Origin of the sequence: Chitinophaga japonensis, assembly GCF_007830125.1 — a bacterium.
Lineage (GTDB): Bacteria > Bacteroidota > Bacteroidia > Chitinophagales > Chitinophagaceae > Chitinophaga > Chitinophaga japonensis.
This window is the reverse complement of sequence record NZ_VLLG01000003.1, coordinates 331461-356415: the sequence shown is the minus strand read 5'-3', so window position 1 is coordinate 356415 and position 24955 is coordinate 331461. Positions and strand designations below refer to the sequence as shown.

Below are 24955 nucleotides of genomic sequence, written 5' to 3'. Positions count from 1 at the left end.
TTTAAAATAATTTAGCCCGGTATACCACCTGTAAAAGCAGGTTGGTATACACCCCTGCCAGTACATCGTCCAGCATCACGCCCCAGCCACCGGGCAAGCGCTCCGCCCTGCGGATATACAGGGGCTTAGCGATATCAAAAAAGCGGAACAGGATCAGCCCTGCCGCTATATAAGGCACGCTCAGCGGCACCATCAGCAGGCTGATGCACATGCCCGCCACTTCATCTATCACTACCCGCTGGTGATCCTTCCCCCACTGCTTTTCCACGCCTGCTGCGCTCCAGGTGCCCAGCACCACGATCAGCAGGGTTACCAGCCATTGCGCCCTTATATCGGGGATCTCCCCAGCCTGGAGCATGTACCAGCAAAAGGCCGTTACCACGGCGGCTGCCGTTCCGGCCCCTTTGCCAATATAGCCTATGCCCAGGCTGGTGGAGATCAGTTGATACAACCTGTTCATGACTGCCCGGCAGTATCTTCATAATAGTCCAGGCCCAGGTGAGTGATCAGGTCCTCGCCCATCATGTGGCGCAAAGTATTTTCCAGCTTTATCAACTGTTTGAAAATATCGTGCTCCGGCCTCAAACCAGGCGCCGTTTGCGGTGATTTGAAGTAGAAGGACAACCACTCCTGTATGCCCGACATGCCGGCTCTTTTAGCCAGGTCTATGAACAGCGCCAGGTCCAGCACAATGGGCGCCGCCAGGATGGAATCCCGGCACAGGAAGTTGATCTTTATCTGCATGGGATAGCCCAGCCACCCGAAAATGTCGATATTATCCCAGCTTTCCTTATTATCGCCCCGGGGGGGATAATAGTTGATCCGAATCTTGTGGTACAGGTCGCCATACAACTCCGGGTTTAGATCAGGACGGAGAATATCCTCCAGTACCCCTAGTTTGGACACCTCTTTTGTTTTAAAATTCTCCGGATCGTCCAGTACCCATCCGTCGCGGTTGCCCAGGATGTTGGTAGAGAACCAGCCCTGCACACCGAGGGCCCTAGCATGCAAACCTGGTGCCAGAATCGTTTTCATCAGCGTTTGCCCGGTTTTGAAGTCCTTGCCGCCAATGGGGGTGTTGGTTTCCTTTGACAGCTCTACCATGGCAGGGATGTCGCAGGTCAGGTTGGGAGCGCCGTTGGCGTAGGGTACGCCCATTTTCAGGGCCGCATACGCATAGATCATGCTGGGCGCGATACGGCTGTCGTTATCCTTCAGGGCCTGCTCAAATTTCTCCAGGCTGTCGTGGATATCGGCCGCTTCATGGAATATTTCGGTAGAGCCGCACCATACCATTACCACGCGGTCCAGGTTATGGGCCGCCTTGAAGTTTTTAATATCCTCCATTACGGCCAGGGCCAGGTTATAGCGGGTATCAAATTCCTTGATGTTGGTGCCGTCCAGGTTCTTCACGAAGTTCTTGTCAAAGGCCGCTTTCATGGGCACCAGGGCTTCCAGCTCGGGCTGTATGGCCTTCAACAGGTGGGGGTCCAGTACGCCGGCTTTCATGGCTGCCTGGTACACATTGTCCTCATACACATCCCAGCCGCCGAAAACAATGTCGTTCAGCTCGGCAAGGGGCACAAAATCTTTTATTTTCGGGCTTCTGTTATCCGTTCTTTTTCCAAGGCGTATGCTGCCGGTTTGGGTAAGGGAGCCAATGGGTTGGGAAAGCCCTTTTTTAACGGCTTCCACACCTGCTATCAAAGTGGTAGCAACAGCGCCAAGGCCGGGTATCAGGATACCGAGCTTGCCCTTTGCTTCTTGAACTTGTTGTTTCATTCGTTAATATTTGTTTCAGTTTATCTTGTCGTTTTTTAACTTCCGTTATAACCATTTGTTTTCCCGGTACCACTGCAGTGTTTCCGCCAGTCCTTTTTCAAGGTCGTATGCGGGCGTAAAATGCAGTTCTTCCCTGCTCTTTTCGATGCTGCAGTACCAGTTGGGCGCGGTAAGCTCATTCAGTTTTTCCCTGTTGAGCGCCGGCGCGCTTTTACCCCCGGACGGCATTTTTTCCAGCAAGCCGGCCAATGCCTGCACTATTCCGTAGGGAACATGCAGCTTCCAGGTGTTTTTACCCAGCAGTTTTTTGGTAATGTCTGCCAGGGCATAGCGGTCATACACATTTCCGTCTGACAAGTTGTAGGTGCCTGTACAAGGCGATGTAAGCGCTTCTATGGTGGCTTTTGCCAGGTCTTTCACGTACAGAAAGCTGAAGCGTTGCTGCTTTCTGCCGATATAGGGTTCCAGTCCGCGGCTGATCATTTTGAACATGATAAAAATATCCTTGTCCCGGGGGCCGTAAACGGCTGTTGGCCGTAAAGTGATCAGTGGCAGCCCCTCCAGTTGCTGCAGGTACTGCTCCGCCAGCAGCTTGCTCCTGCCATACCCGGTCACCGGCCTGGGCTCGCTGCTCTCCAGGATGGGCGCCGGCGCCTCGTATGCAACAGGCCCCAGCGCGGCCAGGCTGCTGATAAATACCAGCTTGCTTACCGGTGCGGCGGCGCTTTGTATGGCCAGCGCCAACTGCCTGGTATAACCGGCATTTACCGCATTATATTCATCGTCTGAAAAAGCTTTGGTGATACCGGCCGCATGTATCACGTAATTATACTGCTGATGGTCCAGCACGTCCCTGATGGAGTCTATACTACTAAAATCCGGGGAAACATACTGCACCGGGTAGCCCTGCAAATGATCGATACGGCTGGAAGTCCTCACAGCGGCATGCACTTCCAGTCCGGCCTGCAAGGCTGCCTCTATCAAATGAAATCCCACAAATCCACTGGCGCCCGTAATAAGAACTTTTTGTGTCACCTTATTAATATCGTTGTGTGAAGCAAGAAGTATGAAGTAAGATGATCCTGGCAGATGTTTTCCACATCATACTTCCTATTTCATACATCCTATTTCATATTTTTCTCTCGTATATCCTGAACTTCTTGTACACCTTCCCGTTAATGTTGTTCGCAATGGCGTTGTTCATCAGGTCATTATGCTCCAGCACCCAGCCGGCATCCGCCCACTGCATGCCTTTTTGCCGGCCTTTTTCCATGATAGTGCCGTAAAAGCAGGCTTCAATGCCCATTTTCCGGTATTCCTCCACCACGCCCAGCACAATGATGCGGATGGCTTTGATCTTCTTCTTGTTCAGCAGCAGCTTGAAGATGCCGGTGGGGAACAACCGTCCCCGCTTCACCTTGATCAGCACCTGGTTGATGTCGGGAATGCAGATGGTAATGCCGATTACTTTTCCTTCATGCTCGGCTACCAGCACAAAGTCCGGATCCACGATCAGCTTCAGGTCCTTTGCGGTGTAGTCAAACTCCGCCAGGGTCATGGGCACAAAGCCCAGGTTCTTGTCCCAGGCGGCATTGTATACTTCACGTATCTTCTCGGCTTCAGCCTTGAAGTTGCGCATATCTATCTTCCGGATGGTGATGTTGCGCTGTTGCAGGCGCTGCCGCAGCAGTTGCATCATTTTCTGCGGCTTGTCATTCACTGTTTCCTCCACGATCTTATGGGAGAAAAGATCCACTTTCTTTTCAAAGCCCGCCCGGGCCAGCAGGTCCAGGTAATAGGGCTTGTTATAGGGCATCATGGCTACCGGGGGCGTGTCAAAGCCTTCTATCAGCAGGCCGCAGGTTTCATTCGTAGAGAAGTTCACCGGGCCTATCAGGGTCCTGGCGCCCCTTTTTTTCAGCCATTGCGTGGCAGTGCTGAACAGGGCGTCTGCTACCGCCTGGTCGTTAATGCTGTCAAAGAAACCGAAAAAGCCGTCCTCCGCGTTGTTGAACACATTGTGATTGTTGTTGAGGATGGCGGCGATCCTGCCCACTATCCGGCCCTTGCGCCAGGCCAGGAAGAGCTGCAGGGAAGAATGTTCGTGAAAGGGATGCTTGCCGGGGGTCAGCAGGTCGCGCTGTGCTATAAAAAGCTCCGGTACATAACAGGGATCATCCTCATACAGGTCATGCGGGAAATCAATGAACTGTCCCAGCTCCTTACGGGATGTTACCGGTTTTATCTCTACCAACGCTTCTTTTGTAACGGGCTGCTGCTGCGCCGGCGTTGCTTCCATCATATCTTCTCTTTTATGGTAATAATGTTCATTTTCCTGAATGCATGCTGCAGCTTGTCCACTGCTTCATCTATCTGGCTGAAGGTGTGGGTGGCCATTAAGGAGAAGCGGAGCATGGTGGCGTCTGCAGGCACGGCAGGCGCTACTACGGGATTTACGAACAGCCCGTTGTCCTGCAGCAGCTTGGCAATGGCGAAGGTTTTTTCATGGTCCCTCACATACACCGGTACAATAGGCGAAGCGGTGGGGCCCAGCTCGAAACCTTCTTCCAGCAGCAGTTCCTTGGCATAGTTGGTATTGGCCCACAATTTTTCAATATGCTCAGGCTCGGTCTCTATAATATCCAGGGCGGCCAGTACGCTGGCGGCAGCAGCCGGTGTCATGCTGGCGCTGAATATCAGGGAGCGGGCCGAATGTTTCAGGTATTCGATGGTATCGCTGTCGCTGGCCAGGAAACCGCCCAGGGAGGCGAAAGATTTGCTGAAGGTACCCATGATCACGTCCACCTTGTCCGTAAGCCCGAAGTGGGATGCCGTGCCGGCGCCTTTCTCGCCTATTACGCCCAGGCCGTGCGCATCGTCCACCATGATGCCGGTGTTGTACTGCTCTGCCAGGGCCACGATCTCGGGCAGGCGGGCCAGGTCGCCTTCCATGCTGAACACGCCGTCTACCACGATCAGCTTGTTCACTTCCGCCGGCAATGTTCTCAGCCTGGCTTCCAGGTCCTCCATATTGTTATGACGGTACTTGATCACTTTGGAATAGGATAGCCGGCTGCCATCTATGATCGATGCATGGTCATATTCATCCAGTATGATATAATCATTACGGCCTGTTAAGCTGGACAGTGCGCCCAGGTTGGCCTGGAACCCCGTGCTGAAGAGGATGGCTTTCTCCTTGCCTACAAACCGGGCCAGCCTTTCCTCCAGCTCTATATGCAGGTCCAGGGTGCCGTTCAGGAACCTGGAACCGGCGCAACCCGTTCCGTAAGTATCAATGGCGTGCTTGGACGCTTCCTTGATCTTAGGATGGTTAGTAAGCCCCAGGTAGGAATTGGAACCGAACATAAGCACCTTTTTCCCATCAATAATCACCTCCGTATCCTGTGCAGATGATATAGGCCTGAAATATGGATATATACCTTTTTCCTTGGCAATAACTGCCTCTTTTACAGGTAGCCTCTTATACATTAACTTTTATGCTTGAGCTGTGAAAATCGTACGCGTTAATTTGCTTTATCGCTTGCCGTAAAGACTTTGGTCTGTTCGACCAAAAAACTTTTAATGTCCAAAAATACAATTCTTAAACATTTCTTAACAAAAAATTTTGCGGCACAGATGCTTTTGTCATAGGGATATCACTCATTTTCAATAGGTTAAATATTTTTTATAATTATTTTGATTGGCCCCTCTTCCGAACACATACATATTAACTATAAGTCGAATAGAAAAGCATTTTATTGCTCTCAACTACAAAAATTAACCACAAATTAAAAACGAATTACGCGAATTGCGTAGCATACAATTCGTGTAATTCGTTGTAGTCCTTATTGGTAAAGCGTTTCGCGCTGGTTATCAACCTTTCACAAATTCCGTATTGGCGGTAATGGCCACCTCTTCGCTCAGCATAGCATTCGGGTACTTGGTACCGAAATTAAAATCGGAGCGTTTAATGGTGCCGGTTACTTTAAAGCCGGCTACGGTCTTCTTGCTCATCGGGTTTACGGTAGTGCCGCGGAGGGTAGCATCCAGGGTTACAGGCTTTGTAACGCCGTGCAGGGTCAGGTCGCCGGTCACTTTGTACTTGTTCTCACCTACTTTCTGGAAAGTTTTGCTTTTGAAAGTGATGGTGCTGTGCTTGGCCACATCAAAGAAATCCTCGTTTTTCAGGTGCCCGTCGCGTTTTTCGTTCTGGGTATTTACGCTGGCGGCGCTGGCGGTCATTTCCACTACGGCGTCGCTGAAGTCATCCTTGGAGGCGGTGATGGTGGCGTCAAAATCTGTGAAAGATCCGTCCACATCAGAGATCAGCATGTGCGTAACGGTAAAACCCAGCTTGGAGTGGGCCTTGTCTAATGACCAGGTGCTTTGGGCAAAACCGGCCAGGGAAAAAAGGGAGCAAACTGCAAAGAGTAAGGCGGTCTTTTTCATTGTTGTTGTGTTTATTGTTTTTTAATGAATAAATGGCTCATGCTTTACATCCTTTGATAAAGCCTGATATAAGGTCTTTCAACACCAGCCTGTTCAGCTCGTCCTTGTTGGCGGGCCCGATAATATTGATGGACACCAGCCCGTGTATCATGGACAGGAAGGCATGGAATTTCAGAAAGGGATCTGCATACCTGTTGCGGTATTTATCAATGATCTGTTTGATCGTATGCTGGATAACGTCCATACAGGCGCTTACCTCAGGTATTTTACGGGCGCTTTCGCAACTGGGCACTCCCAGGCTGAACATAAGCTGGTAATATTGCTTCTGTGCAAAGGCAAAGTCCCAGTAGCCCGTACCGATCGCTTCCAGTTGCTGATCCGGCTCCGTGAACTGTGCCCTGGCCACCTGTAGCTGTTTACGCAGCAACTGGAACCCCTTTTTGTTGAACTCGGCAATAATGGCGTCCTTGTTCTCAAAATGGTCGTACACCACCGGCACACTGTACTCAATAGCGTCTGCAATTTTACGGATAGAAAGGGCCTGCCAGCCTTCTTCATGCACCAGCTTCCAGGCAGCCTCCAGTATGGCTGCCCTCATCTCTTCCCGTTGCCGTTGTTTGCGTTCTGCTATTCCCATTCGTATATATCTATCACTACACAAAAAATCTAACACCGTTAGCAAATGTAGTGCTTTTATTCGTTTCAACAAATATTTCCTGGCGGGAACGGATAATTTTTTCGACTAATAAATATTTTTAGTCTGAAAGTCTGGGAAAAATTGGGCCTTCTCAATTTTTCTGGCTAGTTTTGAGCGGAACGACTTTAAACCTACAATGACAACACTGGCTAAAGACGAAGTGATCAAATCCGATATCCTGGATGAAGCGACGAAACTTTTCCGGCACTATGGGTTGCAGAAGACGACCATGGAAGATATTGCAAAAGCGGTAGGTAAAGGGAAAAGCACGCTTTATTATTATTACAAGAACAAGGAGGAGATCTTTGACGCGGTGATCCGTAAGGAAAAGAACATTATTTTCAGGAATATACAGGAAGATGTGAGTAAGGAAGACAGTGCGGTAAAAAAGCTGGAAGCCTTTACCCGCAGCAAAATGCGGGAGATAAAACGGATGACCACCCTTTACCAGGTAGTGGTAAGTGAAGTAAGGTCCTGCAATGAACTGGAGCTGGGCATCCGCAGAAATTATGACTGTACAGAAGCCGAAATACTTAAAAGTATCCTGCAATACGGGGTAATTACCGGCGAGTTCCCGAATTATGATCAGCAGGAGCTGGATATGCTGGCTTTCCTGCTGGTAAATGCACAAAGGGGAGTAGAAACGGCCCTGATCATGGAAAGCAAACTGGATGAAATGAGTGAAAAAATGGATTTCCTGGTCTCCGTACTGATGAACGGTATCCGCAGATCTTAAAATTTTTTAGACCGTCCTCGAACAAGAAACGATAATATTCTAATTTTTAATACACATAATTGCTGTTACAACAGTGTAACAGTTGTAGGTTTAGGCAATAAGCCGGAATAATCCTGTTCCGGCTTTCGCATTTTTTTCCCTCTTGCGTAAAAGAATTTCCGGATTGGAGTTGCAACAAATATGGTCCCGGCGTTCCTTTGCAGTTCAAACCAGCGCACGCTTATTACCATGCCATTTTTTACACACAAGCGGTTTCTTACCGCTGTATTCACCGTATTCTCATTTTCCGGTTTTGCACAAACAGTGATCAAAGGAGTAGTCAGGGACATCAACAACGCACCGCTCCCCCATGTGACCGTCATTGTGCTCAATAAAAAACATACCGCCACTACAGACAGCAGCGGCGCATTCCTGCTCCGGTACCTGCCGGCCGGGAAGCATACCATCCGCTTTTCCCATACCGGCTTTGGCATGGAAGAGCGCAACATCAACCTGGCGCCGGACGAAATGAAAGTAGTGAACATTACCCTGCTGCCGGCCACGGAACAACTGCAGACCGTGGAGATCACCGGCAGGCGGGAATCCGGCTACAAGAACACCAATTCCTTTATTGGCAGCAAAACAGCCACCCCCCTGCGCGAAGTGCCGCAGGCCATCTCTTACGTAACCAAAGAGCTGATGCAGGACCAGTCCGCCGTACGCATGGGCGATGTAGTGAAGAACTTCAGCGGGGTGAACCAGTTCACCTTTTACGACGATCTCACCATTCGCGGCTTCCGCATTAACGGCGGCAGCACTACCCAGTTGCTGAACGGCATGCGCACCTTTTCCGGCTTCTGGAAACAGCCGATGGTGAACTACCTGGAAAGGGTGGAAGTGATCAAAGGGCCGGCCTCCGCCCTTTTTGGCAACGCCTCCCCCGGCGGCACCGTGAACCGTGTTACCAAAAAACCGCTGGAGGAAGCGCGCAAGTCGCTGAGCTTTACCACCGGCAGCTTTAATACCGCCCGCGCCCTGGCGGACTTCACCGGCCCGCTCAACAAGGACAAGACCATCCTGTACCGCCTGAACCTGGGCTACGAGAACGCACAGTCCTTCCGCGACCTGCAGTTTGACAAAAACCTGGTAGTGGCGCCGTCCATCTCGTTCCTGCCGACTGAAAAAACAAGGATCAACTTTGATGCGGTATATAACAAATCCAATAGCCGCCTGGACCGCGGCCAGTCCGTATTTAACGGTACCGACCAGCAGGCCCTGTACACCACGCCCATCTCCCTTTCTTTAAGCGCGGTGAACGATTACCTGAATGAAGAAACCTATATGGTAACCGCATCGCTGGTGCACCAGTTTAACAGCAGGCTGGCCTTTAACCTGGCCTACCTGCATACCGGCTACATGGAAGACCTGCTGGAAAACAGGAGCGCCAATGCCTATGCCGTAGACTCCGCCGGCAAACCTATCAACGGCCTGGTAGCCCGGCAGGCATTCATCCGCAAGTCGCCGCAAAACAGCGACAATGTATCCGCTTACTTTACCTACGACCTTAATACGGGCAAGCTGGCCCACAAGCTGCTGCTGGGCTACGATTATGCGCAGAGCGTGGTGCCTCCCGGCGCCTCCCAGCAAACCGCCAGCGGATACCTGAGAACCAACGGCACCGCAGGCGCATACAATCCCGCCAGGGCATCCGACTACGTATTTTATAACTATACCTACAAAACGGCCTCCGGTAACGATACCACCATCAGGATACCCAAGCCTAATGTGCCCTCCTACGACCTGGTAAAAAAGAACAACCAACTGGAGGACATGAGCAAGTATATATTCACTACCGCTACCAACAGCGCTACTATAGCCGCTTTCAGCAGCCTGAACGGCTTTTATATGCAGGACCAGGTAAAACTGGGCAACCTGCAGGTATTACTGGGCCTGCGCTACGAGCTCTATATCAACAAAGCCAACTATAAAACGGACAGCGTGAAAAACGTAACCCAGCACGCTTTTCTTCCCCGTGTGGGCCTTGTATACAGCGTTACTAAAAACATCAACGCATACGGCATTTACACCCAGGGCTACAACCCGCAGGATGCCGCTATACAAGGTAATCCCATTTACGGCGGCCCCTTTGACCCTATTGAAAGCAACCTCATAGAAGGCGGTTTGAAAACTGAATGGCTGAATGGCCGGCTTAGCGCCAACCTGGCGGTGTACCGCATCCGGCAGAAAGGCACTTTATACCTTGGTTCAGATCCCAACAACCCCGACCTGCGGATACAAATAGGCGAAGAACAGGCCAAAGGCGTGGAACTGGATGTAACCGGGCAGATAGCCCCTCACTGGGATATAGTAGTAACGTATGCCTATAATGACGCTGTTATTACAGAAGCGGGAAAAGCAGATTCTACAAAAATAGGCGAGCAAAAGCCCAATGCACCCAAACAACAGGGCAGCATCTGGACCAAGTATACCATTCCGGCCGGCCCGGCAAAGGGACTCGGCCTGGGCATAGGCGGCAATTTTGTAACAGAACGGAACCTGAGCCTGAACGAAGTACAGACCATTCCCGGTTATGCCCTGCTCAACGCAGCGCTCTATTATAAAGTGAACAAAGTACAGGTACAGTTCAACATGAACAACCTGACCAATAAAACACATTGGGTGGGCGGATATGATTACCTTCGCCTGTTCCCGGGTGCGCCCCGTAACTGGCAGGCCACCGTATCTTATACTTTTTAACAGATGAAGAAGATCATCGGCTGGTTGCATTTATGGCTGGGGCTTGCCTCAGGACTGGTAGTGCTGGTAGTGGCGCTCACCGGCAGCCTGCTGGTATTTGAGAAAGAGCTGGAGCCCCTGCTCAGCCCCCGCTTCCACTACGTGGAAGCGCCCGCCGGTGAAGCCCGGCCGCTTTCCATGGACCTGCTGGCCCGGAAAGTGCTGCAGCGCCACCAACCCTATCGCCTGTACGATATCGATATTGAAGAAGCCCCGGACCGCAGCGTGATCTTCACCCTGCAAAAAAGCAAAGACGACCGGCTGGCGGTGGCCGTCAACCAATACACCGGCCAAATCATTCAGACCGTGGATGAGGAGCGCCGCTTTTTTCATGTAGTGCTGGACCTGCACCGCTACCTCTGCATGGGCACTGCCGGCAAGGTCATTACCGGCATTTCCTGCTCCATTTTCCTCGTACTGGTGCTCACCGGCCTGGTGCTGTGGTGGCCCAGGCGCAACAGCCGCCGGCAACGCCTGCGTATAAAATGGAACGCCTCCTGGAAACGGCTGAACTGGGACCTGCACGCCGTGCTGGGATTTTACATGCATATCATCCTCTTCCTGATCGCGCTGACCGGGCTTACCTGGAGCTACCAGTGGATGAACAACCTGATATTTTATGCCTTTGATGGCAAGCCGGCAGTAAAAATAACGCCCCCCGTTGCTACACCCGCTACCGGCCACCACTACGCCTACATGGACCGCATGCTGGCCACCACGGATAGCATACTGGCCTACCGCGGCCCGGTAAGGATACGTTTTGCAGAAAAGCCTGGACAGGCCGTTACCGTAAGCCGCCAGAACAGGGATGCCGCCATCAGCAACGTGACCAGCTTTTTATATTTCCGGGAAGGAAGCGGGCAACTGGTAAAAACCCGTCTTTACGAAGCAGAAAGCCGGGGCATGAAGGCCAGGAGGGTGGTGTACCCCATTCACACCGGCAGCCTGCTGGGCTGGCCTACCAAGATACTGGCCCTGATCGCTTCCCTCATTGCCGCCTCCCTGCCGGTAACGGGCCTCTATATCTGGCTGCACCGCAAAAAGAAAACCTCCCGGCAAAAAGTACACAGGCAGGATAGATCCCCCCTGCTCAGGAAAGATTCCGTATCTTTCCCTGCAGGGATATGAGGAACACAACTTTCAGCATTGCTCCACTGGGCGACAGCGCCATTATGATCGAATGGGAACAACGGATAAGCCCCATCATTCATGCACAGGTCATGCAGGCCTTTCATCACCTGCAGTCCCTGCAGCAGCCCTACATTACCGATCTTATTCCGGCTTATGCCTCCCTGGCCGTGTGCTATGACGCCGCGCAGATCAGGCAGGCGGTAAAACGCCCCGCCCGGGCCTGGATCACTTCCTTTATCACCCAAGCGCTGCAGGAAGCCGGCGCCTCCACCGCCGCTGCTTTACCGGGGCGCAGCCTGGAAATACCGGTATGTTATCATCCTTCCCTGGCGCCGGACCTGGCCACTATGGCGCAGCAAAAAGGATTGTCCGAAGAGGCGATGGTGGCGCTGCACACCGCCACCACCTATACGGTGTACATGCTGGGCTTTCTGCCCGGCTTCCCGTATATGGGAACGGTAGACGCGCAACTGGTCACACCCCGGCTGAAGCAGCCCCGCACACAGGTGCCGGCCGGCAGTGTAGGCATTGCCGGTGAGCAGACCGGTATTTACCCGCTTCCCTCACCGGGCGGCTGGAACATTATCGGCCGGACGCCGCTGCGCATGTTTGACGCCAACCGGGCCGATCCCTGCTACTGCCGCCCAGGCGACCAGGTACGGTTTGTGCCGGTCTCCCTGGAGGCATTCACTAAACTACTGTCATGAACCTACGCGTATTACAACCCGGTTTGCTGGACACGGTACAGGATGCAGGACGGCATGGCTACCAGCACCTGGGCATTAACCCCGGCGGGGTTATGGACCGTATAGGCATGTATGTGGCCAACAGCCTGGTGGGCAACGACCCTGCAGAGGCTGTGATAGAGCTGCACTTCCCGGCAGCCGCCTTCCTGCTGGATGCGCCGGCCATGATAGCCCTGTCCGGCGCGGACCTGGGCGCCATGGTCAACGATCAGCCGGTGCCCATCAACCGGCCCCTGGTGGTGTCCGGCCAGTCTGTGCTCCGTTTTACCCGGCCCGTTAGCGGCGCCTGCGGCTACCTGGCCATCCGCCATGGCCTTGCGCTTGACTCCTGGCTGGGCAGCTACAGCACCCACCTGCCGGCCGGTGCCGGCGGTTTCGGGGGAAGGGCGCTGCAGAAAAACGATGTAGTGCCGCTCAGACTGGCCACTTCCTATAATGCGGTGCTGCGCCAGCAACAGGTAGCCGAACTGCCCTGGACAGCCGGCACCGGTGAGCTGTATGGCGCCGCAGACCGTATACACATTACCGAAGGCAGCGGGTTTGCCCTTCTGAACGCACACGCACAGGAGCAGCTCACCACCTCCTCCTTTGCCGTAGCACCCCAGAGCGACCGTATGGGCTTCCGCCTGCAGGGGCCGCCGCTGAAAACGGAGCACAAAGCGGAACTACTGTCGGCCGGAGTGCCGCTGGGCACTATACAACTGCTGCCCAACGGGCAACTGATCGTGCTGATGGCCGACCACCAGATCACCGGCGGCTATCCCCGCGTGGCCCACGTTATTACCGTCGACCAGCCCACGCTGGCGCAGCTACGGCCCCGGCAGGAGCTGCGCTTCGCCATGATAGCCCCCGATACGGCCGAAGAGCTGCTGTGGCAGCAGGAGCAGCGCTTGCTCTTTCTGCAAAATGCCTGTAAATTACGGTTGGAAGAATGGCTGTCTCACTATGGCTTACATTGATCTCAACTGCGATATGGGCGAAGGGCTGGACACCGATGCCGCCATTATGCCGTTTATCAGCAGCGCCAATATTGCCTGCGGCTACCATGCTGGCAACCGCGATACCATGCTGCACACGGCCACGCTGGCCCGGCAGCACCAGGTAGCTATCGGTGCGCACCCCGGCTTTGCGGACCGGGAAAATTTTGGCAGAACGGAACAGCAGTTGCCGGACAATGCCCTGTACGACCTGGTGACCACGCAGGTATATGCCCTGCAGGTAATCTGCCGTTCGCTGCAGGCGCCACTGCTGCATGTAAAGCCGCATGGCGCCCTCTATAATATGGCCGCACGTACACCCGCCATGGCCCGCATCATCGCCAAAGCCGTACATGATGTAGACCCGGGGCTCTGCCTTTTCGGGCTGAGCAACAGCGCACTGGTACAAGCCGCCCGGGATGCCGGGCTGAAAACCGCCAGTGAAGTATTTGCAGACAGGACCTACCAGGACGATGGCTCCCTGACGCCCCGCAGCCGGCCCAATGCGCTGATAGACAATGAAGCGCAGGCCATACGGCAGGTGCTGCAAATGGTGACGCAACAAAAGGTAACTACCGTTAACGGGCATACGGTGCCGATCATTGCGGAAACCATCTGTATACATGGCGACGGCGCGCATGCCGTTGCCTTTGCCCGCGCAGTGCATACCGCCTTACATGATCACCATTTAACTATCCGCCATCCTTGAGCAAACAACGATCTTCCGCCCTGCTGGGCGCCGCCTTCCTGATGGCCACCTCCGCCATCGGTCCCGGTTTTTTAACGCAAACCACTGTATTCACCCAGCAACTGCAGGCCGCCTTCGGCTTTGTGATACTGGTTTCCGTACTGCTGGACATTGGCGCACAGTTGAACATATGGCGCATCCTCACCGTTACGCAATGCCGCGCGCAGGACCTGGCTAACGAGCTGCTGCCCGGACTGGGCTACGTACTGGCAGCACTGGTAGTGCTGGGCGGACTGGCTTTCAACATCGGCAATATTGGTGGCTGCGGCCTGGGCATGCAGGTGCTGAGCGGGCTGGACACCACCTATGGCGCGCTGCTCAGCGGTGGTATCGCCCTGTTCATTTTCTGGCTACGGGAAGCCGGCAAAGCCCTGGATCATTTTACACGCTGGCTGGGCATCCTGATGGTGCTGCTGACACTTTACGTGGCTGTCAGCTCACATCCGCCGCTGGGCGCCGCCCTCCGGCAAAGCATGTGGCCGGATGTGGTGGATACAAAAGCCATCATTACCCTGGTAGGCGGCACAGTAGGCGGTTATATCAGCTTTGCCGGCGCACACCGCCTGCTGGATGCCGGCATTGGCGGCCCCGCGCAGGTAGGACTGGTGAATAAAAGCGCGGTAAGCGGTATTGTTATTACCGGTGTTATGCGCAGCATCCTGTTCCTGGCAGCGCTGGGGGTAGTAATGCAGGGCATGCAGCCCGACAGCAGCAACCCGCCCGCCGCAGTGTTCCGCTTTGCTGCGGGGGAAACGGGCTACCGTTTTTTTGGTATGGTGATGTGGTGCGCAGCCATTACCTCCGTAGTAGGCGCCGCTTATACCTCGGTATCCTTCCTGAAAACATTTCACCCTTTCATTGTGCGTTATGAACGCTGGTGCATCTCTTTTTTCATTGCATGCTCCACCCTTATTTTTATTGCAGTAGGCCGGCCGGTGCGCCTGCTGATCGTAGCCGGGGCGCTGAATGGGCTCATCCTGCCGCTGGCGCTGGCCGTGGTGCTGCTGGCGGCTACCCGCAAACGGCTCACGGGCAGCTACCGCCACCCGGTATGGATGCAGGTGGCGGGCTGGCTGGTAGTGGGGGTCATGGGTTGGCTGTCCGTCATCACGCTGCAGCAATGGCTGTCATGATGACTTCTTTACTGAAAGATCAATTTCGTACGGCATAATTTGTAATTTGCGCGGATTTATGCGTCAACTTTTAGCCGGGTTCCTTTTTGCCACATTATGGGCTTCTGCGGCGGTAGCCACCAAGATCGGCATACAGGCGGCCGACCCGTTGATACTGGCCAATGTGCGTTTCCTGCTGGCCGGCGGCCTGATGCTGTGCTTCGTGTATGTGCTGCGCAAAAGCCGGGGCTATGCTTTGCCCAAAGGCGTGGAGTGGCGGCACCTGCTGATATTTGCGCTGCTGAATACCACCATTTACCTGGGCTGTTTTGTACTGGCCATGCGGGAAGTGTCCGCCGGTATCGGCAGCCTTTCTACCGCTACCACGCCCCTGTTCATTATGCTGATATCCGCCATCTGGCTGAAGCGGACCTTGCGCTGGTATGAAATAACCGGGGTTATACTGGGACTGGCAGGCGTGGCGCTGGCCACCTACCCGCTTTTGCAGGGCAGCCATGCTACCATCCGGGGCCTGGCTATCCTGCTCAGCGGCATGGTATCCGTATCAGTGGCTACCGTGTATTACAGTCATGTGAAATGGCAGTTACCCAACCTGGTGATCAATGGCTGGCAGGTGTTATTGGGTGGGCTGCTGCTCCTGCCCTTTACCCTGGCTGGGGCCCGTTTCAGCAGCACGCATTTTACCCTGCCCTTCTGGGGGGCGGTGTGGTGGCTGGTGATACCGGTATCCATTGCGGCGCTGCAGTTATGGTTCTACCTGGTACGGCTGGATGCGGTAAAAGCCTCCTTCTGGCTGTTCCTATGCCCTATTTTCGGTTTCGTATACTCTTCCCTGTTATTAGACGAGCCCATTACCCTGTACACCTTTGCGGGAACAGGGCTGGTAATTGGCGGGCTATACCTGGCACAGCGCGAAAAGTTCAGGAGGAAGCGCGCGTAATTATTTCCTGGCCATTTTTTCATCTACGCTTATAGGCCCTGCGCCAAAATAAGTGATCATCAGCGCAGCCCCCAGCATGGAAAGGTTCTTCATGAAACTAACCATATTTGTCTGCTGCTGCATGGGATCCTCCATTTTCCAGAAGGCGTGCATCCAGAAGGTAACCGGCACCAGGAAAATAATGATCAGCCAGGCGCCCAGCTTTGCCTTGTATCCAAAGAGGATACTCAACGCTCCCAACCCGGCTATGATCCCGGACAGCGGCACCAGGAAGGCGGGCGCCGGCACTCCCTGCGAAGCGGCGTAGCCGGCCATTTCCCCCGAAAAGTGATTGGCCAGCGCCGAAAGAAAGATGAGAGAGAAAAAAATGCGGCCAACTAATACGACAAACTGCATGATGCAAAAATTTTAAGTGCTTAAATGATCGCTCAGTGAAGTCTTTTTAAAGGCCCTATGGAAAGCAAATTAAATATACTGCATTTTTGATTGAAAAACAACTGGTTAGCGGGCTGTTCCGTGCTATTGTTTAGTAGGCCAGCAATTCCCGGAGGGCTTTTTCCACCTTAGCAGGCGTGGGCAGCATGGCGCTTTCCAGCGTGGTATTGATGGGCACCGCCGGCAGGTCCAGGGCGCCCAGGGTATGCACCGGGGCATCCAGGAAGCGGAAACAATGCTGCTGGATACGCGCCGCCAGGGCCTGCGCAAAGGAATTGCCCAGTTGCTCTTCGGTAAGCACCAGGCACTTCCCGTGCCTGCTGACCGATGCATATACCAGGGCTTCATCCAGCGGGTATAAAGAGCGCAGGTCAATGATCTCCACCTGGCCCGCAAATGCCTTGGCCGCTGCCAGGGCCCAGTACACGCCCATACCATAGGTAATAATGCAGGCGCTGTTGCCCTGCTGCACATCTTTCGGGTGGGCCGGCAGCACTACCCTGCCCTTGCCCAGGGGCAATACATAATCTTTATCCGGCTCTATGGTCATGGCATCCTGGGTGCCGGGCACCTTGCTCCAGTACAGCCCTTTATGCTCCAGCATCACTACCGGGTTGGGGTCCAGGAAAGCCGCTTTCATCAATCCTTTCATGTCGGCGGCATTGGAAGGGTACACCACCTTGATGCCTTTAACGCTCAGCAGGGTGGTTTCTATGCTGCCGGAGTGATAAGGCCCGCCGCCCCCATAGGCGCCCACGGGCACCCGTATAAGGGTCTGCACCGGGAACTTGCCTGCACTGAGATAGCAGGACTTTGATATTTCCGTGACCAACTGGTTGAAGCCGGGATAAATGTAGTCTCCAAACTGCACCTCCACGATGGGCTTTACCCCTACCGCGGAAAGGCCGGCCGTGGCGCCTATAATGTATGCTTCCTGGATGGCGGTGTTATATACCCGGTGATCCCCGAACTTTTCCGCCAGGGTGGCGGCTTCGCGGAACACGCCTCCCAGGCGGCGGCCTACATCCTGTCCGAAGAAAACGGCTTCGGGGTATTGCTGCAATATTTCTTCAATGGCATGCAATGCCGCATCCACCATCACCACTTTACGGCCGGCGCCCGGCGCCCGCTGCCCCGCCTCCCCGGTCACCGCTGCGGGGGCAAATACATGGGTATCCACACTTTCCGGCTCAGGTTCCCGGCTGTTTTCTGCTATTTCAAATGCGGCGGCCACCGTACGCCCCGCGGATTCCTCGATAGTAACCAGGTCCGCCTCCTTTATGCCCTTCTCCAGCAGCAAACGGCGCAGCTTCGGTACCGGATCACGGCGGGCATGCTCCGCCAGGTCTTCTGCAGAGCGGTACCATTCTTTGCGTACCCCGGAGGTATGATGCCCCAGCAGGGGCACCCGCGCCTGTACCAATATCGGCTTTCTTTCCGTGCGCACGTAGTGGATAGCGGTTTCCATAGCCTGGTAGCTCTTTTCAAAATCGCTGCCGTCCACCCGCATGCGCTCCAGCCCCTTAAAGCCGGCGGCGTATTCGTAGGCGTCCATAGCGCGGGTTTCCGCGGCCCCGGCAGAGATGCCCCATTCATTATCCTGCACCAGGTAAATAATTGGCAATTGCCAGAGCACAGCGCTTTGCCAGGCTTCGCTCACCTCCCCTTCCGTCACACTCCCATCGCCCAGGGAGCAAAGCACTACGGGCAACTGGCCCTCCGGGCCGCTGCGTAACGTGCCGGGCGCCGTGCTCTCCAGGTAACGGACGCCCTGCGCCATGCCGGTGGCCGGTATTACCTGCATACCGGTGGCGCTGCTCTGGTGAGGAATGAGCGGCCGGTCTTCCGCCCGGCTGCTGGGATGGCAGTAGTAGGATCTGCCTGCAGAAAAAGGATCATCCGCCCTGGCCAGCAATTGCAGCATCAGCTCTTCCGGGGCAAAGCCCATGGCCAGCAGCATGCTGTCATCGCGGTAGTAAGGGCTGGCGTAATCACAGGGCAGCAATTGCAGGCCGGCCGCCACCTGGATGGCTTCATGCCCGCTGGAGGCGGAATGTACATACTTGCAAAGGGAGCGGTTGGCCTCGTAGGTAGCAGCCATATGGCGGGCCTGGCACATGTACCGGTATGCCTTTAACAATAAAGTTTCCCTGTTTGTGGGGCGTTCCTGGCTGGTAATGGCAGTTTTAAAAGTTGGAACGCTTGTATTATCTTTAAACACGTAAAAATGTTTTGGTGTAGCTATTCCATACTTATAGTTGCTAATACAACTATTGCTACTGCAAATTAAGAAATATGCCCGATACTTACGTCAGCAATCCATCTTTTTTTAAACTGGATGCCACCCTTAAAAAAATCCGCAACTATTGGCAAAAGACATTTGATGCCCACTGCAAAGAAATTACAGTAGACCAGTGGCTGTTGCTGGAGAACCTCCACAAGCATAAGAAGATCACGCATAACGAACTGGCCCGGCTCACCTCGAAGGATATTACCACCATATCGCGCATTATAGAGCTGATGGTAAAAAAGGGGCTGGTGCTCCGGGAAGCAGCACAGAACGACCGGCGCAAGGTGTTTTTACAGCTTACGCCGCTGGGCAATGAAAAGTATAAGGATGTAAGGCCCCTGGTGCTGGAAATGCGTAAAACGGGGTGGAAAGACCTTACAGAAAAGGACTACGTGGAACTGACCAGGATACTGGACGTGATCTATCACAACATACCCTGAGCCCTTTCCTACTTCACCATAAACTCCAGCAGGCTGTCATTCTCTATAAAGGCCTCCAGCGAATCCCCGATCTCTACCGGGCCCACACCGGCCGGGGTGCCGGTAAAAACCAGGTCACCGATGTTAAGGGTAAAGAACCGGGAAATGTAAGATACCAGGAAATCAAAGGAAAAGATCAGATCCCTGGTATTGCCCTGCTGTACAATTTCCTTGTTCTTGTACAGGCAGAAGTTAATGTCCTTTTTATCCGGTTGGGAGGCGATGGGCATGAACTTGCCCACTACCGCAGAGTTATCGAATGATTTGGCTATTTCCCAGGGCAGGCCCTTGCTTTTCTGTTTGTCCTGCAGGTCGCGGGCCGTAAAGTCAATGCCAACGGAGACGGCGTCATAATATTTGTCTGCAAACTTTTCCTGGATGTGCTTACCGTTCTTGCATATACGCAATACCAGCTCACACTCATAGTGCAGGTTATCTGTAAAATCAGGATAGTAGAAGGGGTGATTATTCTGTAGCAGTGCGTTCTTAGGTTTCATAAATAATACCGGCTCTGTTGGCAACTCATTATTCAGCTCCCTGGCATGATCGGCATAGTTTCTTCCCACGCAAATAATTTTCATAATGCGCTCATTTAAAAAGGTTAAATAAAATGGCTCCGTTTCTGTTACGCAAATTTACTCGACAGAAGGGAAAGTCAAATTATTATAATTATTCATTGTCCTGGCAATACCAATGGAAGCAACCGCTTCTATGATCTCCACCGATTTTTCTATTTTCTGCTGCACGAGCGGCCATTCCTTTTCCGTCCACCGGCCCAGCACATATTCTACCTGCCGCCCTTTGGGAAAATCATTGCCGATACCGAAACGCAAGCGCGGATACTGGTTGGTGCCCAGCAGTTCCTGTATGCTTTTAAGCCCGTTGTGGCCCGCATCGCTGCCACCGGGACGGAGGCGCAGCACATTCAGGGGCAGAGCCAGTTCATCCATGATCACCAGCAATTGCTCCAGGGGAACCTTTTCCTTATCCATCCAGTATTTGACGGCTTTGCCACTCAGGTTCATATAAGTGGTGGGCTTGATCACTACAAACACCTTTCCTTTCCAGCGGCACTCCGCCACATCTGCCAGCCGGTCGCTCCTGAAAACGCCGCCATGTTTGGCCACAAACGCCTCTGCTACGTCAAAGCCTATATTATGGCGGGTGTGCCTGTATTCTTCGCCGATGTTGCCCAGCCCGGCTATTAAGTACTTCATCCTTATGTCTTAAATACCCGTCAAAAATAAAAATTTAAATCTGCTTGTCCGTATAAACGCAAAAAGCCCCGGTCCGTAAACGGGACCAGGGCCTTTGTGAAAATATCCGTAAAGGAATGTTATTTCTTCTTCGCTTCTTTTTCGCTGGCTGCTTCTTCCTGGCGCAACTGGCGGGTCATTACCACAGATGCAACGGGAATACGCGGAGAGTTCAGTATTTCCAGGTTCTCTGCTTTTATGTCTTCTACCCGGATGTTCTCATTCAGCTCCAGGTTCTCGATGTCTACTTCAATGTTCTCGCGCAGGTCTTTAGGCAGGGCCTTTACCTTTACGGACTTCATTTTTACTACGAGCTTACCGCCTGCTTTTACACCGACAGACTGACCTACCATTTTCAGCGGCAGATCGGCCACCACTTTCTTGTTTTCTACCAGTTCCAGGAAATCGATGTGGGTGAGCTGGTCGGTCACTACGTCAAACTGCATATCTTTCAGAATGCATTTGTAGGTTTTACCGTTGACGGTGATTTCGGCCAACTGGAAGTCCGGCGTATATACCAGGTTCTTGAAAGCTTTTGCCGGAGCAGAAAAACTAACGGTGTCGGCACCCCCATAAATAACGCAAGGCACTTGGTCCTCAGAACGAAGTTGGCGGGTGGCTTTTTTGCCTAGCTCGCTCCTGAGTTGTCCTTCGATGGTTATTGTTTTCATTTGCTTAAACAGTTTATGAATATGAATAAAATCCTTATAATCCTCTCCGGTGGCTATGCACAAACAGGCTGGTAATAGACTTGTTCTCGTGCATGTTGCGGATGGCCACGGCAAAAAGCTCTGATACGCTGATCACCTTGATCTTGGAGCCTTCCTGCTTCAGCGGCATGGTATCACATACCACCAACTCTTCCAGCACCGAATTTTCAATGTTCTCGTAAGCCTTTCCGCTCAATACCGGGTGCGTACAGAACGCCCGTACGCTGCGGGCTCCCTTTTCCTTCAGCAGGTTGGCCGCTTTGGTAAGGGTGCCTGCCGTGTCAATGATGTCGTCTATCAGTACGATATCCTTATTTGCCACATCCCCTATCACCACCATAGACGCTATTTCATTGGCGCGCTTGCGGTGCTTGTCACATATCACCATTTCCGCGTTGAAATAAGACGCTACTTCCCTTACCCGGTTGGTGCTACCCACATCGGGGGACGCAAAGGTAAGGTTTTCCAGCTTCAAATTCTCAATATACGGGATGAAAATTGCGGAGCTGTCCAAGTGATCCACCGGTATGTCAAAGAAACCCTGAATCTGCGGAGCATGTAAATCCATGGTAATCACCCGGTTAGCGCCTGCAGAGGTCAGCAGGTTGGCTACCAGCTTGGAGGCGATGGCCACGCGGGGCTTATCTTTCCTGTCCTGCCGGGCGAAGCCGAAATAAGGGATCACGGCCGTAATATACCCGGCGGAGGCCCTTTTGGCGGCATCGATCATCAGCAGCAGCTCCATCAGGTTATCTGCAGGAGCGTTGGTGCTTTGGATCAGGAATACATAATCTCCCCGTATACTCTCCATGTATACGGGCTGAAATTCGCCATCACTGAATTTTTGGATCTGTAATTTACCCAGGCCGTTGCCATAACGCCGGGCAATTTTCTCCGCCAGTGCGGGGTTGCTGTTGCCTGTAAAGATTTTTACTGATGGTTGCATGACTGTGGAAAAAGAGGTTGCAAAACTATAACATTTGGCCCGTTCTGCCCTATTTTTTTTAACGGCGGCAGCCACGAGCCACACTTTCACCCTTTTAGCCATAGGTAACACCGGCATTACCAGCACCTTTAGCGCCCCCTAAAGGGGGGAGTGTGGAATAAAATATTTGGAAAACCAGGAGGAGGGATGTAATTTAAGGTATGGATGCAAAAGTAACCCCGCTGCATGTTCCCATAAAAGATTGGGCCCCGGATGATAAGCCAAGAGAAAAACTGATCAGGAAAGGTACTGCCGCCCTCAGCGATGCAGAACTGTTGGCTATTCTGCTCAATAACGGCCATAAACAGAAATCCGCCATTGCACTTGCCAAAGAAATACTGCACACCGCCCGTTATAACCTGGGCGAGCTGGGAAAGCTAAATGTACGGCAGCTCAAAAAACTGCGGGGCGTTGGCAATGCCAAAGCAGTTACCATTGTTGCCGCCATGGAGCTGGCCCGGCGTAAGCAGGCCGGCACCATGCTGGAAAAGCAGGTGATCACCGGGGGCAAGGAGGCCGCGCTTTTCTTCAAACCGCTACTGGCCGACAGCGATCACGAAGCTTTTTACGTACTTTACCTGAATCACAACTGCCGCGTGTTGCATTACCGCTGCATCAGCAACGGCGGTATTAGCTGCACCATTGCAGACCCCAGGCTTATCTTCAGGGAAGCCCTGGAAACCGGCGCATCCCGCCTGCTGCTCTGCCACAACCATCCTTCCGGCAGCCTCACCCCCAGCCTGGCCGATATAGGGCTTACCCGCAAGCTCAAAGCAGCAGGGCAATTGTTCGATATCGAAGTGATAGATCACATCATTGTGTCGGAAGCAGGTTATTACAGTATGGTAGAGGAAGGCACCATGGTATAGGCCCGCATTTCACATAGCTAAACTTTTGGATATAATGAATTGCATTTTCCTTACATTCGCAATTCATTTGTTTCTATTAAAATCTGCTATGCTGAAAATAGGAATTTTTGGTGTCGGACATCTTGGTAAGATCCATCTTTCCCAGTTGATGACGATGAAGGATGTAGAAGTGGTGGGGTTCTATGACCCCAGCAACGCCAATGCGGCAAGCGTGGCAGCGCAATACCAGATTCCGCGTTTCACTATTGCTGAAGAACTGATACTGGCGGCAGACGCCATTAATATAGTAGCTCCTACCACCCAGCATTTCAAGCTGTGCGAGATAGCCCTGCGCAACGGCCGGCATATTTTCGTGGAAAAGCCCATGACCAATACCATGGAAGAAGCCAAAACACTGGTAAAGCTGGTGGAGGAGGCCAATGTAAAATTCCAGGTAGGGCATGTGGAGCGCTTTAACCCGGCATTCCTGGCGCTGAAAGGCTACCCGCTCAAACCCATGTTCATAGAAGTGCACCGCCTGGCCGAGTTTAATCCCCGGGGCACGGATGTAAGCGTGATACTGGACCTGATGATCCACGACATAGACATTGTGCTGAGCATCGTGCAGTCTACCATCAGCCGTATTTCCGCCAGCGGCGTGGCGGTGATGAGCGATACGCCGGACATTGCCAACGTGCGTATAGAGTTCCATAACGGCTGTGTGGCCAACCTTACCAGCAGCCGCATATCGCTGAAGAAAATGCGCAAAATGCGCCTGTTCCAGAAAGATGCTTATATAGGGATTGATTTCCTGGATAAGAAAACGGAGATCATCAAGCTGAAAACCCCGGCGGATGAAGGGCTGTTTACCCTGGATATTGAAACCAATGCCGGTAAAAAGACCATCGCTATCGACAACCCGGAAGTAAAGCAGGTAAATGCCATCCGCATGGAGCTGGAGCTGTTCCGCGACAGCATCCTGCAGCATAAGCCGGTAGCCGTGAACGTGATTGACGGCCTGCAGGCCCTGGATGTAGCACACCAGATACTGCAGAAGATCAGCAAAAACCAGTCTTCTCCCGCTGTTTCCTAACCGTTTAACAATGCCTGCGCAATCACCAGGTCCAGCGGGCGGGTGATCTTGATATTGCTTTCCTCGCCGGCCACCAGGTGTATCCGGTGCCCCAGCCTTTCCACCACGGTAGCTTCATCTGTAAACAAAGGATCATATGGCAGCTCAAAGGCGGGCAGCAACTGCTCCGACAAAAACGTTTGCGGGGTTTGTATGATCCTGAACTGTTCCCTGTTCACGGCTTTATTGCCGGTACCGTTCACCTCCCGCAGGCTGTCCTTCACATCCGTTACCGGGATGGCATTGCCATGCAGCAAAGCCTGTTCATAACAGCTATGTATCAATGCAGCCGACAATAAGGGGCGCACGCCATCGTGCACAAACACCACAGCCTTTTCCTGCACTGTTTGCAAACCGTTCTTCACAGAATGAAAGCGGGTTTCCCCTCCTTTTACCAGCGTAACGGGGGGCGGGGCGGCAAAGCCCTCCAGCACCTGCCGCGCAGGGCCAAAATGGGCTTCGGGCACTACCAGCACTACCTGCATATCGGCATAGGCATTTACAAAAGCGGCAATGGTATGGTACAATACCGGGCGGCCGGCCAGCTCCAGGAATTGCTTGGGAGTGGCGCTGCCCATGCGGGTGCCGGCGCCGCCGGCTACTATAACGGCTATTTTCTTTCGCTGCTCCATGAAGGGAAAAATCCAAATATAGCATTAAAAAAGTCTTCCGGGCTGAGCCCGGAAGACTTTTTATCCTGAAACAA

General features: G+C 53.2%; 25 protein-coding genes. 11 read left to right on the top strand and 14 right to left on the bottom strand.

Annotation, left to right across the window (positions count from 1 at the left end; translation table 11 throughout):
- Nucleotide 1: 1 nt before the first annotated feature.
- The 7 genes from LX66_RS10490 to LX66_RS10460 all read right to left on the bottom strand — a co-directional run bounded on the left by LX66_RS10490 (nt 2) and on the right by LX66_RS10460 (nt 6868).
- A complete protein-coding gene (locus LX66_RS10490; RefSeq protein ID WP_145712834.1) occupies nt 2-460 on the bottom strand; it encodes a phosphatidylglycerophosphatase A family protein in 459 nt (152 codons plus the stop codon).
- Nucleotides 457-1782: an inositol-3-phosphate synthase gene (locus tag LX66_RS10485; RefSeq protein ID WP_145712831.1), complete on the bottom strand. Its 1326-nt coding sequence runs from the start codon at nt 1780-1782 to the stop codon at nt 457-459. Before LX66_RS10485 ends, LX66_RS10490 begins: the two co-directional genes overlap by 4 nt.
- A 45-nt stretch (nt 1783-1827) precedes the next feature.
- Nucleotides 1828-2817, bottom strand: coding sequence for an NAD-dependent epimerase/dehydratase family protein (locus LX66_RS10480; protein WP_145712828.1), 990 nt, complete (start codon nt 2815-2817; stop codon nt 1828-1830).
- 94 nt (nt 2818-2911) lie between these two features.
- Nucleotides 2912-4084: a hypothetical protein gene (locus tag LX66_RS10475; RefSeq protein WP_244620364.1), complete on the bottom strand. Its 1173-nt coding sequence runs from the start codon at nt 4082-4084 to the stop codon at nt 2912-2914.
- Nucleotides 4081-5271 carry a serine palmitoyltransferase gene (spt, locus tag LX66_RS10470; RefSeq protein ID WP_145712825.1) on the bottom strand — a complete coding sequence of 397 codons (1191 nt, stop codon included), beginning with the start codon at nt 5269-5271 and terminating at the stop codon, nt 4081-4083. Before spt ends, LX66_RS10475 begins: the two co-directional genes overlap by 4 nt.
- A gap of 384 nt (nt 5272-5655) precedes the next feature.
- Nucleotides 5656-6231 carry a YceI family protein gene (locus LX66_RS10465; protein WP_145712822.1) on the bottom strand — a complete coding sequence of 192 codons (576 nt, stop codon included), beginning with the start codon at nt 6229-6231 and terminating at the stop codon, nt 5656-5658.
- 37 nt (nt 6232-6268) lie between these two features.
- The gene (locus LX66_RS10460; protein WP_145712818.1) at nt 6269-6868 is read right to left on the bottom strand and encodes a TetR/AcrR family transcriptional regulator; all 600 of its coding nucleotides are present in this window, start codon (nt 6866-6868) and stop codon (nt 6269-6271) included.
- Nucleotides 6869-7064: 196 nt separating this feature from the next.
- On the opposite strand from LX66_RS10460, the gene LX66_RS10455 reads away from it, so the two are divergent.
- The 8 genes from LX66_RS10455 (at nt 7065) to LX66_RS10420 (ending at nt 16114) form a co-directional block, all read left to right on the top strand.
- The gene (locus tag LX66_RS10455; protein WP_145712815.1) at nt 7065-7664 is read left to right on the top strand and encodes a TetR/AcrR family transcriptional regulator; all 600 of its coding nucleotides are present in this window, start codon (nt 7065-7067) and stop codon (nt 7662-7664) included.
- 303 nt (nt 7665-7967) lie between these two features.
- On the top strand, nt 7968-10400 hold the full coding sequence (locus LX66_RS10450) for a TonB-dependent receptor (RefSeq protein WP_211366166.1): 2433 nt from the start codon (nt 7968-7970) through the stop codon (nt 10398-10400).
- Nucleotides 10401-10403: 3 nt separating this feature from the next.
- Nucleotides 10404-11567, top strand: a complete 1164-nt coding sequence (locus tag LX66_RS10445) for a PepSY-associated TM helix domain-containing protein (protein ID WP_145712809.1) — start codon at nt 10404-10406, stop codon at nt 11565-11567.
- Nucleotides 11564-12277, top strand: coding sequence for a 5-oxoprolinase subunit PxpB (pxpB, locus tag LX66_RS10440; RefSeq protein ID WP_145712806.1), 714 nt, complete (start codon nt 11564-11566; stop codon nt 12275-12277). The genes LX66_RS10445 and pxpB overlap by 4 nt, the downstream gene beginning before the upstream one ends.
- Entirely contained in the window at nt 12274-13275 is a 1002-nt protein-coding gene (locus LX66_RS10435; RefSeq protein ID WP_145712803.1) for a 5-oxoprolinase subunit C family protein, read from the top strand. The genes pxpB and LX66_RS10435 overlap by 4 nt, the downstream gene beginning before the upstream one ends.
- Nucleotides 13262-14002 carry a 5-oxoprolinase subunit PxpA gene (locus LX66_RS10430; protein WP_145712800.1) on the top strand — a complete coding sequence of 247 codons (741 nt, stop codon included), beginning with the start codon at nt 13262-13264 and terminating at the stop codon, nt 14000-14002. Before LX66_RS10435 ends, LX66_RS10430 begins: the two co-directional genes overlap by 14 nt.
- Entirely contained in the window at nt 13999-15174 is a 1176-nt protein-coding gene (locus LX66_RS10425; protein WP_244620362.1) for an NRAMP family divalent metal transporter, read from the top strand. Before LX66_RS10430 ends, LX66_RS10425 begins: the two co-directional genes overlap by 4 nt.
- A 58-nt stretch (nt 15175-15232) precedes the next feature.
- Nucleotides 15233-16114, top strand: coding sequence for a DMT family transporter (locus LX66_RS10420; RefSeq protein WP_145712798.1), 882 nt, complete (start codon nt 15233-15235; stop codon nt 16112-16114).
- Here the strand turns inward: LX66_RS10420 and LX66_RS10415 are convergent, their stop codons facing one another.
- Together LX66_RS10415 and LX66_RS10410 are read right to left on the bottom strand one after the other, a co-directional pair.
- Nucleotides 16115-16510: a DoxX family protein gene (locus tag LX66_RS10415; protein ID WP_145712796.1), complete on the bottom strand. Its 396-nt coding sequence runs from the start codon at nt 16508-16510 to the stop codon at nt 16115-16117.
- A gap of 130 nt (nt 16511-16640) precedes the next feature.
- On the bottom strand, nt 16641-18689 hold the full coding sequence (locus tag LX66_RS10410; RefSeq protein ID WP_244620361.1) for an alpha-ketoacid dehydrogenase subunit alpha/beta: 2049 nt from the start codon (nt 18687-18689) through the stop codon (nt 16641-16643).
- A gap of 155 nt (nt 18690-18844) precedes the next feature.
- Between LX66_RS10410 and LX66_RS10405 the strand changes: the two genes are divergently transcribed.
- Entirely contained in the window at nt 18845-19279 is a 435-nt protein-coding gene (locus LX66_RS10405; RefSeq protein ID WP_145712793.1) for a MarR family winged helix-turn-helix transcriptional regulator, read from the top strand.
- An 8-nt stretch (nt 19280-19287) separates the two neighbouring features.
- Here LX66_RS10405 and LX66_RS10400 read toward each other — a convergent pair whose 3' ends face one another.
- The 4 genes from LX66_RS10400 to LX66_RS10385 form a co-directional block, all read right to left on the bottom strand.
- Nucleotides 19288-19899: a fumarylacetoacetate hydrolase family protein gene (locus LX66_RS10400; RefSeq protein WP_145712791.1), complete on the bottom strand. Its 612-nt coding sequence runs from the start codon at nt 19897-19899 to the stop codon at nt 19288-19290.
- A gap of 54 nt (nt 19900-19953) precedes the next feature.
- Entirely contained in the window at nt 19954-20535 is a 582-nt protein-coding gene (pth, locus tag LX66_RS10395) for an aminoacyl-tRNA hydrolase (RefSeq protein WP_145712788.1), read from the bottom strand.
- Between the two features lie 119 nt (nt 20536-20654).
- Complete coding sequence (locus LX66_RS10390; RefSeq protein WP_145712785.1) at nt 20655-21245, bottom strand: 50S ribosomal protein L25/general stress protein Ctc; 591 nt, start codon at nt 21243-21245, stop codon at nt 20655-20657.
- A 34-nt stretch (nt 21246-21279) separates the two neighbouring features.
- Complete coding sequence (locus tag LX66_RS10385; RefSeq protein ID WP_145712782.1) at nt 21280-22230, bottom strand: ribose-phosphate pyrophosphokinase; 951 nt, start codon at nt 22228-22230, stop codon at nt 21280-21282.
- Nucleotides 22231-22430: 200 nt separating this feature from the next.
- On the opposite strand from LX66_RS10385, the gene radC reads away from it, so the two are divergent.
- Together radC and LX66_RS10375 are read left to right on the top strand one after the other, a co-directional pair.
- The gene (gene radC, locus LX66_RS10380; protein ID WP_145712778.1) at nt 22431-23138 is read left to right on the top strand and encodes a RadC family protein; all 708 of its coding nucleotides are present in this window, start codon (nt 22431-22433) and stop codon (nt 23136-23138) included.
- Nucleotides 23139-23226: 88 nt separating this feature from the next.
- A complete protein-coding gene (locus LX66_RS10375; protein WP_145712775.1) occupies nt 23227-24210 on the top strand; it encodes a Gfo/Idh/MocA family oxidoreductase in 984 nt (327 codons plus the stop codon).
- On the opposite strand, the gene LX66_RS10370 is transcribed toward LX66_RS10375, so the two are convergent.
- Nucleotides 24207-24881, bottom strand: a complete 675-nt coding sequence (locus LX66_RS10370) for a 2-C-methyl-D-erythritol 4-phosphate cytidylyltransferase (RefSeq protein WP_145712772.1) — start codon at nt 24879-24881, stop codon at nt 24207-24209. The two genes, LX66_RS10375 and LX66_RS10370, sit on opposite strands and share 4 nt — an antisense overlap.
- Nucleotides 24882-24955 lie beyond the last annotated feature (74 nt).